At 61.9% G+C, this 13,689-nt stretch carries 14 protein-coding genes; 11 read left to right on the forward strand and 3 right to left on the reverse strand.

Features of this window, described 5'->3' with window-relative positions:
* The first annotated feature begins 38 nt into the window (after nucleotides 1-38).
* From RWT78_RS00485 to RWT78_RS00500, 4 genes are read left to right on the forward strand one after another with little or no spacing between them, the layout of a single operon-like run.
* Entirely contained in the window at nucleotides 39-1,076 is a 1,038-nt protein-coding gene (locus RWT78_RS00485; protein ID WP_075834558.1) for a zinc-dependent alcohol dehydrogenase family protein, read from the forward strand.
* 36 nt (nucleotides 1,077-1,112) lie between these two features.
* On the forward strand, nucleotides 1,113-2,591 hold the full coding sequence (locus RWT78_RS00490; protein WP_202427086.1) for an MFS transporter: 1,479 nt from the start codon (nucleotides 1,113-1,115) through the stop codon (nucleotides 2,589-2,591).
* Entirely contained in the window at nucleotides 2,566-2,952 is a 387-nt protein-coding gene (locus RWT78_RS00495) for a DUF2255 family protein (protein WP_003940152.1), read from the forward strand. The genes RWT78_RS00490 and RWT78_RS00495 overlap by 26 nt, the downstream gene beginning before the upstream one ends.
* A gap of 29 nt (nucleotides 2,953-2,981) precedes the next feature.
* Nucleotides 2,982-3,395, forward strand: coding sequence for a cupin domain-containing protein (locus RWT78_RS00500; protein ID WP_003939933.1), 414 nt, complete (start codon nucleotides 2,982-2,984; stop codon nucleotides 3,393-3,395).
* Nucleotides 3,396-3,408: 13 nt separating this feature from the next.
* On the opposite strand, the gene lexA is transcribed toward RWT78_RS00500, so the two are convergent.
* A complete protein-coding gene (gene lexA / locus RWT78_RS00505) occupies nucleotides 3,409-4,098 on the reverse strand; it encodes a transcriptional repressor LexA (protein ID WP_172827072.1) in 690 nt (229 codons plus the stop codon).
* A gap of 77 nt (nucleotides 4,099-4,175) precedes the next feature.
* On the opposite strand from lexA, the gene RWT78_RS00510 reads away from it, so the two are divergent.
* The 3 genes from RWT78_RS00510 (at nucleotide 4,176) to RWT78_RS00520 (ending at nucleotide 6,556) form a co-directional block, all read left to right on the forward strand.
* The gene (locus tag RWT78_RS00510; RefSeq protein WP_314673162.1) at nucleotides 4,176-4,634 is read left to right on the forward strand and encodes a hypothetical protein; all 459 of its coding nucleotides are present in this window, start codon (nucleotides 4,176-4,178) and stop codon (nucleotides 4,632-4,634) included.
* Between the two features lie 184 nt (nucleotides 4,635-4,818).
* Complete coding sequence (locus tag RWT78_RS00515) at nucleotides 4,819-5,688, forward strand: aldo/keto reductase (RefSeq protein ID WP_314673166.1); 870 nt, start codon at nucleotides 4,819-4,821, stop codon at nucleotides 5,686-5,688.
* A gap of 121 nt (nucleotides 5,689-5,809) precedes the next feature.
* Nucleotides 5,810-6,556, forward strand: a complete 747-nt coding sequence (locus tag RWT78_RS00520; protein WP_314673168.1) for a phosphotransferase — start codon at nucleotides 5,810-5,812, stop codon at nucleotides 6,554-6,556.
* 368 nt (nucleotides 6,557-6,924) lie between these two features.
* On the opposite strand, the gene RWT78_RS00525 is transcribed toward RWT78_RS00520, so the two are convergent.
* Entirely contained in the window at nucleotides 6,925-8,424 is a 1,500-nt protein-coding gene (locus RWT78_RS00525) for an NAD(P)/FAD-dependent oxidoreductase (RefSeq protein WP_314673171.1), read from the reverse strand.
* A gap of 517 nt (nucleotides 8,425-8,941) precedes the next feature.
* Here RWT78_RS00525 and RWT78_RS00530 point away from each other — a divergent pair.
* Entirely contained in the window at nucleotides 8,942-9,601 is a 660-nt protein-coding gene (locus RWT78_RS00530; RefSeq protein WP_003939969.1) for a LuxR C-terminal-related transcriptional regulator, read from the forward strand.
* Between the two features lie 168 nt (nucleotides 9,602-9,769).
* On the forward strand, nucleotides 9,770-10,657 hold the full coding sequence (locus RWT78_RS00535) for a ScbA/BarX family gamma-butyrolactone biosynthesis protein (RefSeq protein ID WP_021331802.1): 888 nt from the start codon (nucleotides 9,770-9,772) through the stop codon (nucleotides 10,655-10,657).
* A 38-nt stretch (nucleotides 10,658-10,695) separates the two neighbouring features.
* Here the strand turns inward: RWT78_RS00535 and RWT78_RS00540 are convergent, their stop codons facing one another.
* A complete protein-coding gene (locus RWT78_RS00540; RefSeq protein WP_003940238.1) occupies nucleotides 10,696-11,340 on the reverse strand; it encodes a ScbR family autoregulator-binding transcription factor in 645 nt (214 codons plus the stop codon).
* An 86-nt stretch (nucleotides 11,341-11,426) separates the two neighbouring features.
* Between RWT78_RS00540 and RWT78_RS00545 the strand changes: the two genes are divergently transcribed.
* Nucleotides 11,427-12,269: an NAD(P)-dependent oxidoreductase gene (locus RWT78_RS00545; RefSeq protein ID WP_003940604.1), complete on the forward strand. Its 843-nt coding sequence runs from the start codon at nucleotides 11,427-11,429 to the stop codon at nucleotides 12,267-12,269.
* 360 nt (nucleotides 12,270-12,629) lie between these two features.
* On the forward strand, nucleotides 12,630-13,689 hold a 1,060-nt coding region (locus RWT78_RS00550; protein WP_314673182.1), incomplete at its 3' end, for a hypothetical protein.

Genomic DNA, 13,689 nt, shown 5'->3' on the forward strand with positions numbered 1-13,689 from the left:
CTTCGAAGCACGCGACACCAGAAGCAAGAGGGGACACCATGCGAGCAACCATCATGTACGGCGCCGGAGACGTTCGAGTCGAGACCGTGCCCGATCCGGCACTGCAGCAGCCGACGGACGCGATCGTGCGGGTCGTCAGGGCGTGCGTTTGCGGCTCTGACCTGCACCCGTACCACAACATGCCGGCCACGCCCGGTGGTTCCCCGATGGGCCACGAATTCGTCGGAGTGGTGGAAGAGACCGGTCGCGAGGTGTCCACGTTGAAGAAGGGCGACTTCGTCATCGCCCCCTTCGCCTGGTCCGACGGGACGTGCGACTTCTGCCGCGAAGGCTTGCAGACGTCTTGCCGACACGGTGGATTCTGGGCCGGAAACGGGATCGGAGGCGGTCAGGCAGAGGCCATCCGAGTGCCGTTGGCAGACGGCACCCTGGTCAAGGCGCCGGTCGGTGAGGATTCCGAACTCCTACCGTCACTGCTCACACTCTCCGACGTCTTCGGCACCGGCTATCACGCGGCGGTCAAGGGTGGCGTCAACCAACGCACGACGGTCACGGTCATCGGCGATGGAGCCGTGGGGCTGATGGCAGTGCTCTCCGCCAAACGCCTCGGCGCCGAGCGCATCATCCTCATGGGGCGCCACAAGACCCGCACGGATCTCGGTCTCGAGTTCGGAGCCACCGACGTGGTTGCCGAACGTGGAGACGAGGGCATCGAGAAAGTCCGCGAACTGACCGGAGGCGACGGCACTCATGTCGTCCTCGAAGCGGTAGGTCACATGCCTGCCTACGAGCAGTCGCTCGGAGTTGTCCGACCGGGCGGCATCATCAGCCGAGTCGGAGTACCCCAATACGAAGAAGCTCCAATCGGATTCGGGACACTCTTCGGACCCAACATCACACTCACCGGTGGACCGGCCCCGGTGCGCGCGTACATCGAAGAGCTGATGCCGGATGTGCTCGATGGAAAGATCGAGCCGGGCAAGGTCTTCGACCACACCGTCGGACTCGACGACGTAGCGGAAGGCTACCGAGCCATGGACTCCCGTGAATCGTTGAAGGTCCTCGTCCGCCCGTAGTCCACCACTTGCGAAAGTCCACCACTTGCGAAGAAGATGCGCGTGACCCACATTGCCACCCGCCCTGTTGCCGGTCGCATCAATCCCACCGCGATCCTGGCGATCATTCTGATCAGCTATTTCATGATCCTGCTCGACAATTCGATCATCTTCACCGGGCTACCCAGCATCCAAAGCAGCATGGGTTACTCGGCAACCGGGCTGTCCTGGGTCCAGGACGCCTACACCCTGGTGTTCGGCGGGCTTCTCCTGCTGGGTGCTCGTCTCGGGGACATCTTCGGCCGTCGACGCGTATTCGTGGCCGGTCTCGCGATCTTCGCGATTGCGTCGTTTCTCGTCGGGGTCGCGCCGAACGGTTGGTGGCTCATCGCAGCGCGCGCTCTCCAAGGCGTCGGAGCCGCAGTGGTGGCCCCGGCGTCGCTGTCACTGCTGACCGCCAGCTTCCCGCCCGGCCCGGAGCGAACGCGCGCTGTTGCCTGGTACGGCGCTGCTGCGGGAATAGGCGCCAGCCTCGGACTCGTGATCGGCGGCGCCCTTGCCGACTGGGTGTCTTGGCGCGCAGGCTTTTTCATCAACGTTCCGATCGGTATCGCGATGATCGCTCTCGCTCCCCGGTTCATTCCGGAAACCGAGCCCAACTCCGGACGTTTCGATGTGGCCGGCGCTGTTCTCGCCACACTCGGGATGACCGCGCTCGTCTTCGGCACCGTCAACTCGGCCGAAGCGGGGTGGACCTCACCGATCACCGTTGCGACACTGGCGGCCGGGGCGATACTACTGACCTTGCTCTTCCTCAACGAAGCGAGAGCGGAGCAGCCGATCATGCCACTGAGGTTGTTCCGTAGCCGGGAGCGATCCGGGGCGTACGCCGCCCGAATGCTCTATCTGGGTGCCATGATCGGATTCTTCTACTTCACGACTCAGCTACTCCAAGGCGTCATGGGCTTCAGCGCGTTCCAAGCAGGCATCGCCTTCTTCCCGATGACGATCGTCAATTTTGCTGTGGCGATGCTTATTCCGCGACTGACACCGCGATTCGGAAATTCCGCAATTCTGTCGGTTGGCATTGCCGTCACCCTGGCCGGGATGGCGTGGCTCAGTCTGGTCCATCCCGGCAGCACGTACCTCACTGCGATAGCACTTCCGATGATCTTGATCGGCGCCGGACAGGGGTTGGCTTTCGCCCCTCTGACTTCTGCCGGCATCTCCGGGGTACAGGCCGAGGATGCCGGTGCCGCATCAGGATTGGTCAACACTGCACACCAACTGGGTAGTGCCCTCGGACTCGGCATCCTCGTCGCAGTCTCCGCGGGCGCCGGATCCTCTGCCGACGACGCTACAACGGCACTCACCGATCACGTATCAACGGCTCTCACCGCAGGCACCGCCCTGCTCGCCGCTTGTCTCGTCATCGTCCTCGCACTGATCGTCCCGGCTACGAGAACGCGAAGTACCGCAAAGCAATTCGACCAGGAGAAAGGAAGCCGAGATGTCGCACTCGTGGACCGAGGCTGAACTGACCAAGATCGGCGACGCCGAGGAGTTGCAGGTCTCCTCGTACCGCCGAGACGGAACCGCAAGGCCGTACGTCACGATTTGGGTTGTCCGTACCGACAACCAACTGTACGTTCGCTCGGCCTACGGAACCGACAACCCGTGGTTCGTCCGAGCAAAGGCAAGTGGAACGGGCCGAATCCGAGCAGGAGGAATCGAGCGGGACGTGGCGTTCGAGTCCGCCGCACCGGATGCCCACTCGTCGATCGACTCCGCCTATCACACCAAGTACGACCGCTACGGCCCGCAGATCGTCGGCTCCGTCACCGGCCGCGCCGCCGCACCCAACACCATTCGACTTGTTCCGCTGACGCAGAACTGAACCGCCCCTTTCGATTCCGAGGAGACCTCATGGAAATCTTGAAGCCCCAGCCCACCAGCAAAGCACCCAGCGACTGGTTCACCGGCGACGTCTGGTGGGACGTCATCTACGCCGGACAGGAGCCGTCGAGGATGCGCGCCAACATGGTTCGCTTTGCACCGTGCGCGCGAACCGACTGGCACTCCCATGCAGTCGGACAGACCCTCCACATCGTCTCCGGTACCGCGCTGGTTCAAGCTCGCGGCGGCGAGATCGTCGAAGTCCACCCGGGTGAGACCGTCTACACCCCAGCGGGAGAGGAACACTGGCACGGCGCGGCACCCGACCGTTTCATGAGCCACCTCGCACTGTGGGAAGGACCCGGCGACGGAGGCACCGAAACTACATGGGGCGACAAAGTCACCGATGAGGAATACGGCGGTCCCCGCGCCAACCATCGCTGAGACCGGACACCTCTCAGATACGTCGCATCACGGAAACAACTTTGCCCAGGATGACCGCGCGATCGCCGTCGATGACGCTGTATGCGGGATTGCGAGGCTCGAGGTACACGTGACCGTCGCGACGCCGGAGCACCTTCACCGTGGCCTCGCCGTCGATCATCGCGGCGACGATCTCACCGGAATGAGCTTCGTCCTGGCGGCGCACCACGACGACGTCACCGTCACAGATCGCTGCGTCGACCATCGACTCACCACGCACCCGAAGTCCGAACACCGTGCCGGAGCCCACGAGCTCGCGAGGAAGCGCAAGCACCTCGTCGGCGTGCTCCTCCGCGAGGATCGGCGCGCCGGCCGCGATGTCACCGACGACCGGAACCGTCACCGTATTCGACGACGACTGTTCCTTCGCGCCTACGAGGAACGGCCGCACGTCCAGCTGCCGAGCCATGGCCGCTCCCCTACGGAGGAAGCCCTTCTCTTCGAGACTCTTGAGGTGCTTGGACACCGTCGACGTCGAGCGCAGACCAACCGCGTCTCCGATCTGCCGTGTGCTCGGCGTGCACCCGTTGGCAGCCACGAGATCCCGGATGGTCATCAGAATCTGCTGCTGGCGGAGCGGCAGGGAGGAGGCGTCGAGGCCACCGAACATGTCGAGATCGTCGTAATCGGTCACGACGAGAATCGTAGTGAGGGGTCCCGACATCCAGGCCAGGCAGTCGGAGTCCGCCAGAAACGGCACAGGCAGTTTGTTTCCCGAGCGGCGCATGGCACGCTGAGCTGATGGAGCCTCTCGAACCGATGCGCCCGATCAGTGTTGCAGTCGACACGCGGACCAAGACTCCACTCTGGAAGATGGTGGTGCTCTATCCGGCAGTGACATCGGTGTTCATGTTTGCCGCGCTCACCACCCGAACGGGAATTGGTCTTGTCGTACTCGGACTGGCCATTTTCGTAGTCGGCGCGACCACTTACGCGATGTCGGAGCGACGGATGCTTCGGGAGAACTCAGGCGTTCGAGTTCCATACTTCGCCGGACCTCCTGTCGCCCCGCGGCACGTCGATCTACTCGCGGCAGCAGGGATGCCCCTGCTTACGAGTGGAGCTGTGTTGACCGTCCGAGCATCCGAGACAGAACGTCCCTGGGTTTTCATATCGGTGCTCGTGATAGCGATGGTCCTGGCAATAACTGTCCCGATGGTTGTGCATAACGCGCGGGTCAAGCGGACAGAATCATCCTGAGCAAGTCAGGACACTCGACATTTCGCAGCGTGATATTCAGCTGTTTACGCCCACTTCCGAACAGCGATCGACAGCTGCACCGCGTCAAGCGCTGAACGGGCGATGCAGCGAGATGTCGAAGTCGCCGGAATCGGCCTCTTTGGCGACCTGGTTCTGATCAGCGGCCCCGATAATGTACTCATTCATGACTGTCGCGCCGAAAACATTCGATGACGGGCCCATCCAGGGCCTGGGCCTGATGCGATTGACCGACAACGGGTGGGGTGATGCTGACCGCGACCCCGCCGCACTGGTTCGCGCCGCGATCGACTCCGAGGTGCCCATGCTCGACACAGCCGAGATGTATGGAAACGAAGAGCTGGTTGGTCGGGCAATTGGCGCCAACCGTGAACACATCACGTTGTGCAGCAAATTCGGTGTCTACCGCGGGCCGTCCGGTCGTCCTGATGACTGGAATGTTCGGGCGGACTCTGCAACGGTGCGCGCGGCCATCGACGGCTCACTCAGGCGCCTCGACGTCGATCACCTCGATCTTTACTACCTGCATCACCGCAGCGAGGACACACCAATCGAGGAGACCGTCAACGCTATGGCCGAGCTCCGCCAGGCAGGGAAGATCCGGGCTCTGGGGCTGTCCAATGTCACGCTCGATGACATCCGACGAGCTCATGCCGTACACCCGATCACTGCCGTGCAAGAGCAATGGTCCCTTATACGGCGAGATGTTGAACTGTTCCTCCCAACGCTCGCCGACCTCGGGATCACACTGGTCGCACATTCGCCGATGGGGCACGGCGACCTCAACCACTCCACCGGCAATCTTGTCGCTCGGTCCCTTGCCAGCATCGCTTCTCGTGTCGGAGCGACGGCTGGCCAGGTCGCTCTTGCGTGGGTCCATCAGCGCGGGCGCGGGGTCGCGGCCACCGTCATTCCCCTGCCCGGCACCACGAGCATCGCTCATCTACAAGCCAACATTGCTGCTTCGCGAATTGATCTCAGTGAGAATGACTTGGCGGACCTTGATGATGTCACGCAGCAAACAAGGGAGCAGTAAGGCAGTTGTTGAGAAAGTTTGAGGTGCGGGAGGTCAGCGGAACATACCGCGCTCCGATCGCGAATGACCGCACGCGACAAACCCGGCGACGCCACGGCGCATCCCAGCCATACTGACCGACGTGACAGAAGTCGAGGTTGTCGTCGCCCATAGCGAGCGCGCGACTCTGCGCGTCGGCGAGGTGTTCCTCAAGATCGACGCCGATCAGTCGAATACCGACGTCGAGGTCGAAGCAATGCTCCGAGCCCCAATCCCGACAGCGCAGATTCTGTGGCGCAAGCCGCCCGTGCTCGCGCTCGCCGCTCTGCCGGGAAACGCGCTCGGCCGCTTAGGCAGACCGTCGACCACGTCTTCAATGGCGTGGGCCGCGACGGGTGCCACCGTTCGAATGCTGCACGACGCACCGTTGCCGCCCTGGCCCGGCCGTTGTCTCGACGACATCGCCTCGGAGCTGGACCGTGAATGTGCATGGCTGACCAGGAGCGGAGTGGTTGACTCCGGCGTGATTGCATCCAACCGTCGGATTGCCGAGATTGCGCTCAGGTCGTGGACTCCGGTGTTCACACACGGTGATCTCCAAGCCTCCCATGTGTTCGTGACCGGTGACGAAGTCGCCGGTGTCATCGACTGGTCCGAAGCCGCTCAGGGCGATCCCTTGTACGACCTCGCAACACTGACCGTCGGCCACCCGGAACATCTCGATAACGTCGTGGAGGGCTACGGCGCTGACGTCGACCTCGAGGTCATCCAGGCGTGGTGGTCGTTGCGCAGCTTGAGAGGCGTGCGCTGGCTGATCGAGCATGGTTTCGATCCGGCCGCGCCGGGCTGCGAAGTAGACGTGCTGAATCGACAGGCGATGCGCGACTGACAACAGCCGAACTATCAGGACGTTCTCCCCCGATCTGCCAAACCTTCGACTCGCGCCAAAATTGCTGCAGCCAAAAGCATTTCGTGTCGATGACGGCACGGTTAGGCAGGTCGCGACGCGTTCGCGCCGCCGTTGATTGCCGTCAGCCGGCAAACGCCTGGCTATTGTCAGCGAGCGGTGGTCGTCTCAATCGAGCTTCGGGCCGCGGCGAGCACGTCGAGCCGCCCAGATGGCAGACCAAAGTCTGGACTCGCTCTTCCTGCAGCAACTTTCGGAACGCCGGTGGGCGCGAACCGTGACCCTCCAACGAAAACGACAAGATCACGGATACATGCGAGGTACAGCCCGTTGATTCAAGTGAAGCCGGCTCAGGCGCTGGCGGCCTTGCCTGCTGCTTCGACGGGGGTCTCGACCTTGCTGAACTGCAGCACACCGTCTTCGATCTCGGCGTCGTGCATCAGCTTGCGGTCGCGGTAGTAATTGTTGACCACTTTCCACGCACCGCGGGCACCCTGACGCGGCATCTCTCCGTCGCCACGCTGGATGTAGCCCGATGTCAGGGCTCCGCCCATGAGAGATTCTTCCGCGAAGTCCTCAGGTTCGGCGTGAACCTCGAAAGTCGTGTAGTCGCGCTTACGCATGATCTTGAGTACGCGACACAGATAGGACGCGGCCAGGTCGGCCTTGAGCGTCCAGGATGCGTTGGTGTAGCCGAGGATCATCAGGAAGTTCGGGATGTCGGAGTAGAGCACGCTCTTGTAGGCGACCGTCTCGTTGAGCTTGACGGGCTCGCCGTCGATGCTCATGGTCGCCCCGCCCAGGATCTGTACGTTCAAGCCGGTCGCCGTGACGATGACGTCGGCCTCGATTTCGCGGCCCGACTCGGTCACGATGCCCTTCTCGGTGAACGTGGCGATACGGTCGGTGACGATGTCGGCCTTGCCGCTCTTGAGCACCTTGAACAGGTCCCCGTTGGGAACCACGCACAGGCGCTGATCCCACGGGTTGTAATTGGGGGTGAAGTGACGCAGGTCCACGTTGTTGCCGAGTTGCAAGCGGATCTGGGTGAGGAACAGCTTCTTCGCCAGCTTCGGATTGGTACGTGAGAGCTGAAAGCTGGCGCGTTGCAGTGCGATATTGCGGGCTCGACCGATCTTGTAAGCGATCTGGTCGGGAACGCGTGCAAGCTTGAGACCCTTGGCCACAGGGTCCTCGGACGGTAGCGCCTGGATCCACGTGGGCGAGCGCTGCAGCATGGTGACGTGACCGGCAGTGGGGGCCATCGACGGGATCAGGGTGATCGCGGTGGCACCGGAACCGATGACCACTACCTTCTTTCCGGTGTAATCGAGATCCTCCGGCCAGTGCTGCGGGTGCACGATCTGACCGCGGAAGTCGTCCTCACCGGGGAAGGCGGGGCGGTATCCCTTGTCGTAGTTGTAGTAACCACAGGCGCCGACGAGGACGTTCGCGGTCCACGTCTCGGTCTCCCCCGTCGCCTCGACCAGGACGGTCACGGACCACTGAGCAGTCGCGCGATCGAAGTCCATTGCCACGACCTTGCGGCCGAAGTTGATGTGGTCGGTGACGCCGTATTCCTTGGCGGTTTCCTCGACGTAGTCACGGATACTGGCGCCGTCTGCGAGCACTTTGGTTCCGATCCACGGACGGAAACCGAATCCGAAGGTGAGCATGTCGGAATCCGAACGGATGCCGGGATACTTGAACAGGTCCCAGGTGCCACCGATGTTCTCGCGGCGTTCGAGGATCGCGTAAGTGCTTCCGGTCTGCTCACGAATGAGGTGGCAAGCCGCGCCGATTCCGGACAAGCCAGCGCCGATGATCAGTACGTCGACATGCTGTGTCATGAGGAAACTCGTTTCGTCGGTCGTCGCGAAGCTACTTCTGGCGTCGGCAGTGACCGAGAACGATCGGCCGGTTCAGGCCGGGTTCCCTAAGGTCAGCGCCAATGAACAGGGTATGTGCAACTGACGGTAACAGTCAATATCTCGACCCGGCCGCGCACGGAACATTGAGGCGCGACGCACCGGCCTCGCGGAAACTCGATCGAGACGCCTGAATGCCTCGAGCCATTGGGGAGTCGTTCACGTCGTCGACGGAACGCCCAATGGCTCGTCTACGCGGGATACTCATCGCCCAAATATTCAGCGCCCTAGCATAATTCGAAGGTCCACGATCAGGTGTCGAACGCGCGAGTTTCCATGGGAGGACGGGCAACTGCGATATCGCCGTAACCTTCGTGCGCATCAGCGGAAAGGTCACTGCGATAGCTAACCTGCTGACGAAACCACGCTGAAAGCAACGGTTTTGGTTCCGCAGCGAAGAGAGCGGGCGGAGTGGACCTCCACCGGAGATGTAGTCGCTATGACACTCTCCAGCACAGTCACCCTGTACACCACTCATAGCGATCGAGAGTTCGCCAATGCAATCGCTGCCGGAATCAGCGCCAGGGCTTATTCCGAGCCACAAACCGCAGACATGAGCCTGTTAAGGCATCACACCAGCGATCACGGTAGAGCGCTCGTTCTCCTACCACTCGGGGGCGTCGATTGGCAGGTGAAGGAGCTCTCCGCGCTCGAGGGATCGGTCCTGGTCGGCGATCTCAGTAGCGGCAACTCCATGATTCGGGGGCTCGCAGCGGGCGCCCACGCCGTGCTCAACTCTCAACTGCCATTCGCATCCCTGCTCGATGAGCTGCAGGCCGCGATCAACCCCAACTCCGCTCGGTCTGCACACGACAAGTCCTCGCTCGTACAACGCATCCGGTTGCGCACCGAAGAATTCGCACGAATCAGCAGTCTCACCGATCGCGAGTTCGAGATCGTGGGCCTTCTCTACGGAGGCTCGAATGTCGACTCGATTGCTCGAACCGCCCACATCGCACCGACCACGGTTCGCGCCCACATCCGAAGCATCCTGCAAAAACTGGGGGTGCATTCCCAGCTGGAGGCATGCGCGATGCTCCGCCGCTCTGGTCACGACGCACGCAGACACCCACTGGAACTTCGGATCGGACGCTTCTAGCAGGAAGTGTCCCAGACACACTCGCCGAGATGGGGTGCCGCCCCTGATCGAACTCGACCTTCGAAAAGATCGTCAATTTTGACGATTCGATGACGCGCCCGGACGTCGAATATTAGGTCCTACACGACACCGAAGACACGAGTGAACATCGAAAGGTGCATTCAATCAATGGAATACACACGCACAGTGCCGCGGCATCTCGTCCACAGACATGCTGTTGCCGAGGTTTTCTTGACGGACTACCGGATCGAATCGGACTCGGCGTACCAGGTTGCTGTGCAACTCCCGGTCTCGCACCGGATATTCGACGTATCGAGCGAGCAACACGATCCGCTCGGGGTGGCAGAAGCATTTCGACAGGCAGTGGTGCTTCTGTGCCACACCCGATACGAGATTCCACTGCACTACAAGTTCCTCATGGAAACGTTCAGCTTCGAGATGCTGGACGCGCTCGACGTGCAATCAGTCGCGGAGCCGTTGAGTTTCTCGATGACAGTGGACAACCTCACTCATCGCGACGGAGCGGTTTCGGGGGTCGAAGTGTCGGGGATCCTCAGCGAGGGCAACCGGCACGTCGCCAGATGCAACGCTGTTGCGCGAGGAGTCAGCCCCGAGGGATACCGTCGAATTCGGCAAGGACGAGAAGACCACCGCCCGAGCCGGCGCATCCTTCCTTCCGGAGCCGCGGTGGTCGGATCGGAGCGAGTCGGACGCCTAACCGATGGAGATGTGCTCATCAGCACTGATCCTGCTCGGCACGCGATGTTCTGCGCTCCCGATCCGCGCAACCACTCCCTTTTCGATCACCCCGTCGACCACATCCCAGGAATGATTCTTTTCGAGGCCGCCCGACAAGCGCTCCGATTTCACATCGGCAACCCAGCAACAAAGATCGCCTCGCTCTCGGCGGTCTTTCCGAGGTTCACTGAATGGGAAACGCCGTGCGAGGTGTCAACGATCCCCCTTGACGCGTCGGGCCATGTGCACCGAGTTCGGTTCACTCAAGAACTGGAAACCACCGCGGAACTCGAAATTACAGTTGCGGACCAATCATGAGAGGGAACGAACACGTTCTTCTCGTCGCGTCTTCCACGTCAAGCGCTCGGTGCTTCCCACTCTCTCGGTGCAAGCGCCGCCAGTTGCATGACGTGCGCCAACTTGTCCTCGCGGACGATCGTTGGCAGCACCAGGTTCCACATCTGACTCAACCGCTCGTACAGATCGGTTCTGCCCGTCAGCATTTCCGAGAGAATCTGCACTCCGGTGAACGACCCCACCACAAATCGAGCCAACGCGTCGATGTCGGTGCCCGGGACGATATCGCCGGCTTCGGCCGCTTGGGTTGCCACCTGCTTGATAGCCTCGATCCAATCGAGGTACGGCTGTTCGATGGGGCCTTGAATACTGCCGATCTCCATCGTCAACCGCATGCCACCTCGCGCGATGGGCTCGGTCACAAGCTGCCGAGCCATCTCCTGCGAAACGAGCACCAGGGTTTCGACCGCGATGTCGGAGTGCGCAGCAACCCGCCGGGTACCCTCCATCGCCATACCGTGCTGCGCTGCGATGACCGCGTGCGCAAGCTCCTCCTTGGACGCGAAATGAAAATACATCGCCCCCTTCGACACACCCCCGTGCTGCAAGATCGTGCCCAAACTGGCGGAGTACCCGAACTTCTCGAAGCTCTTCGCAGCACCCAAAATGACGGCCTGGCGCGTCAGGACAGCACGCTCCTGCATGATCTACCCAGCTCTCGTTGCCGACGGAATGAATCTCAACGATACGTCGAAAGAGCCCGCAGCAACGCTCTCGACACGGACACACCGTGACGACTCTGGTACTCGGGGCCACTGGTTTCATCGGCTCCGCAGTGATGAAACAGTTGGTTTCCCGCGACGGAAACGCTGCAATCGGTTTCGTTCGCACGGCCACCGCAGCCAAACAGTTCGGCCGTGAAGGAATCGCCACCGTGATCGGCGACATCAACGAAAGTGCTTCTCTACGAGTTGCAATGAGTCAGGCGTCGACCGTCATCTGCTGCGTGTCGTACGTGGGCGACGACGAACAACAGTGCGTTCACGTCAACCAACACGGCGTACAGAACGTTGCGTCGATGGCCGCCGCCGTCGGCGTCGAACGCTTGCTCTACGTCAGCACCGCGGCCGTGTACGGGCCGGGACCGTTTCGAGACTTGCCGGTCAACGGCGCACCTCTCAGCCCCTTCTCACCTGCCAGTCGCACGCGCGCTCTCGCCGAGAAGTTCGTGCGCGCAGCCGGAGGCCTGGTCGTCCGGCCGCATCTTGTGTACGGACCCGGCGACAGATGGTTTCTTCCGACACTGACGCGAATTGTCTCTCGCCTCGACTCGATCATCGACGGCGGTAGCGCTGTCCTGTCGGTAGTCGACGTAGACCTACTCGCCCGATCCATCTACGAGTTGTCGATAGAACAGCAATTTCGCTACGGCTCAACACTTCACGTCAACGAGCCTGTCCCGCGGACAGTCATCGACCTTCTCGAGCAACATGCACGAGAGACCAACTGGACTCTGCCCCAGAACTCTATCCCCCGCGCCGACGCGGTGAAAGCTGCTGCCCAGCTGAGTCTCGACATGCACCAGATCGACATGATCAGCCTCGATCACTGGTTCCGGTCGAGACTGTACTGATGGCACACGGATCACTCTCGCCAAAATACCTGTCTCCCAACCTTTTCAGCCCTCTCTATTGTTCAGCCTCAGCAATCAATAGGACCTATTTCGCAGTCACTACAGGCGAACAGAGAGAGCTCTGATCGACGAAAACCACGGCTGCACAAAGACGGCAGTGATCGCGCACACCCAAGAAGCGGCGTTCACGCAACTGGCAGCAGCCTGGGGCTCCCTTCCGTCCGCCTTCGCCGCCGAATGCAGTGTGTGGCGATCATGTCGTGCGCGACGAAACGGCCAGGAGCTCTGACATCACGGGAGAAGGCTCTCCATCTCACTGACCTCGGCTACCTTCATCTGAACCAGAAAACGGGAGAACAGATGCTCACTGCGGATATTTTGCTGTCGGGACCGCGCGGGCGACGGATGCTGCTCGCGTATGCGATCGACGCCGAACGCGCCCTGCGGCCCGAGCCAGGCGACGGCATGTTCCGCATCAGCGCTCACCGGGCGGCTTATCACCTCGACGTCAGGCAAGGCACCTCCCGAGTGTTGTTCGGCCCGGGCGCCGAAGAGGCCCGGCGGACAATAGTCACCGCCGAGGATGTGGCGCGTAGCCTCTCGGAAATCTCGCTCCCCGACGTCACCGCCGTCGATCTACGCTCCGCCCTCGCAGAAGCCGTCGATGCGGCACGCTACTGGCAGGAACCCGACGGAGAAGACGTCCTCGTCGCCACCGAGGTTATGCAAGATGAGCTTCGACGCGTCGCGGAGCACATTGCCGGATCCGAACAGGCGCAATGGTGGAGCAGCCCGCTTGCCGCGCCCGACCAATGGTCGATCATGAGCCGAGGTGAGGAATCTCCAGACACACGCGAGGTGCCTGCTGCGCAACAACTCCTCAGCGAGTGGCGCACGAGCACCCTGGAATCGGAAGCGAGAGCTGAACGTGACCGCCCGGTGGATCCCGCGGCGAACTGGTCAGGTTATTGGTGGTCGAATCCACCCACTCAGGGTTCGACGAGGGCGCTGTTCGACGGGACTCCGGCGGGCTTGTGGTTCGTCGAAGACAGCATGGAATGGGAGCGGGTCGTCGTGCGAGCATTGCGGCCACCGACTGGCGCACGCATCTACGAGATCGACAGCGCGCAAGCCTGGTCGGAGCTGTGCAGACGGTTCCCGCTCGAGGTCACCGCAGAAACGCGGCAGGTTTGGTACCGGACGACCGGCCGATCAGGCAGGTGGGTCATCCCGGACTGGGTGCAGGTCGCGGAAAGATTTGAGGGAGTGCACCTTACCGTGACGGGATACCTCGCGGCGGCAGGAACCGCGATCGAGGTCGATGCCGACACGGCGAGCGTCATCGCGGGTTGGGCACCCGACGAAACATACTGGTTCACCGATGCTGCCACCTACATTTCCGAGCCGTGTGCTTGGGTGC

The sequence above is a fragment of the uncultured Rhodococcus sp. genome, from assembly GCF_963525155.1.
In the GTDB taxonomy this organism is placed as follows: domain Bacteria; phylum Actinomycetota; class Actinomycetes; order Mycobacteriales; family Mycobacteriaceae; genus Rhodococcus_F; species Rhodococcus_F qingshengii.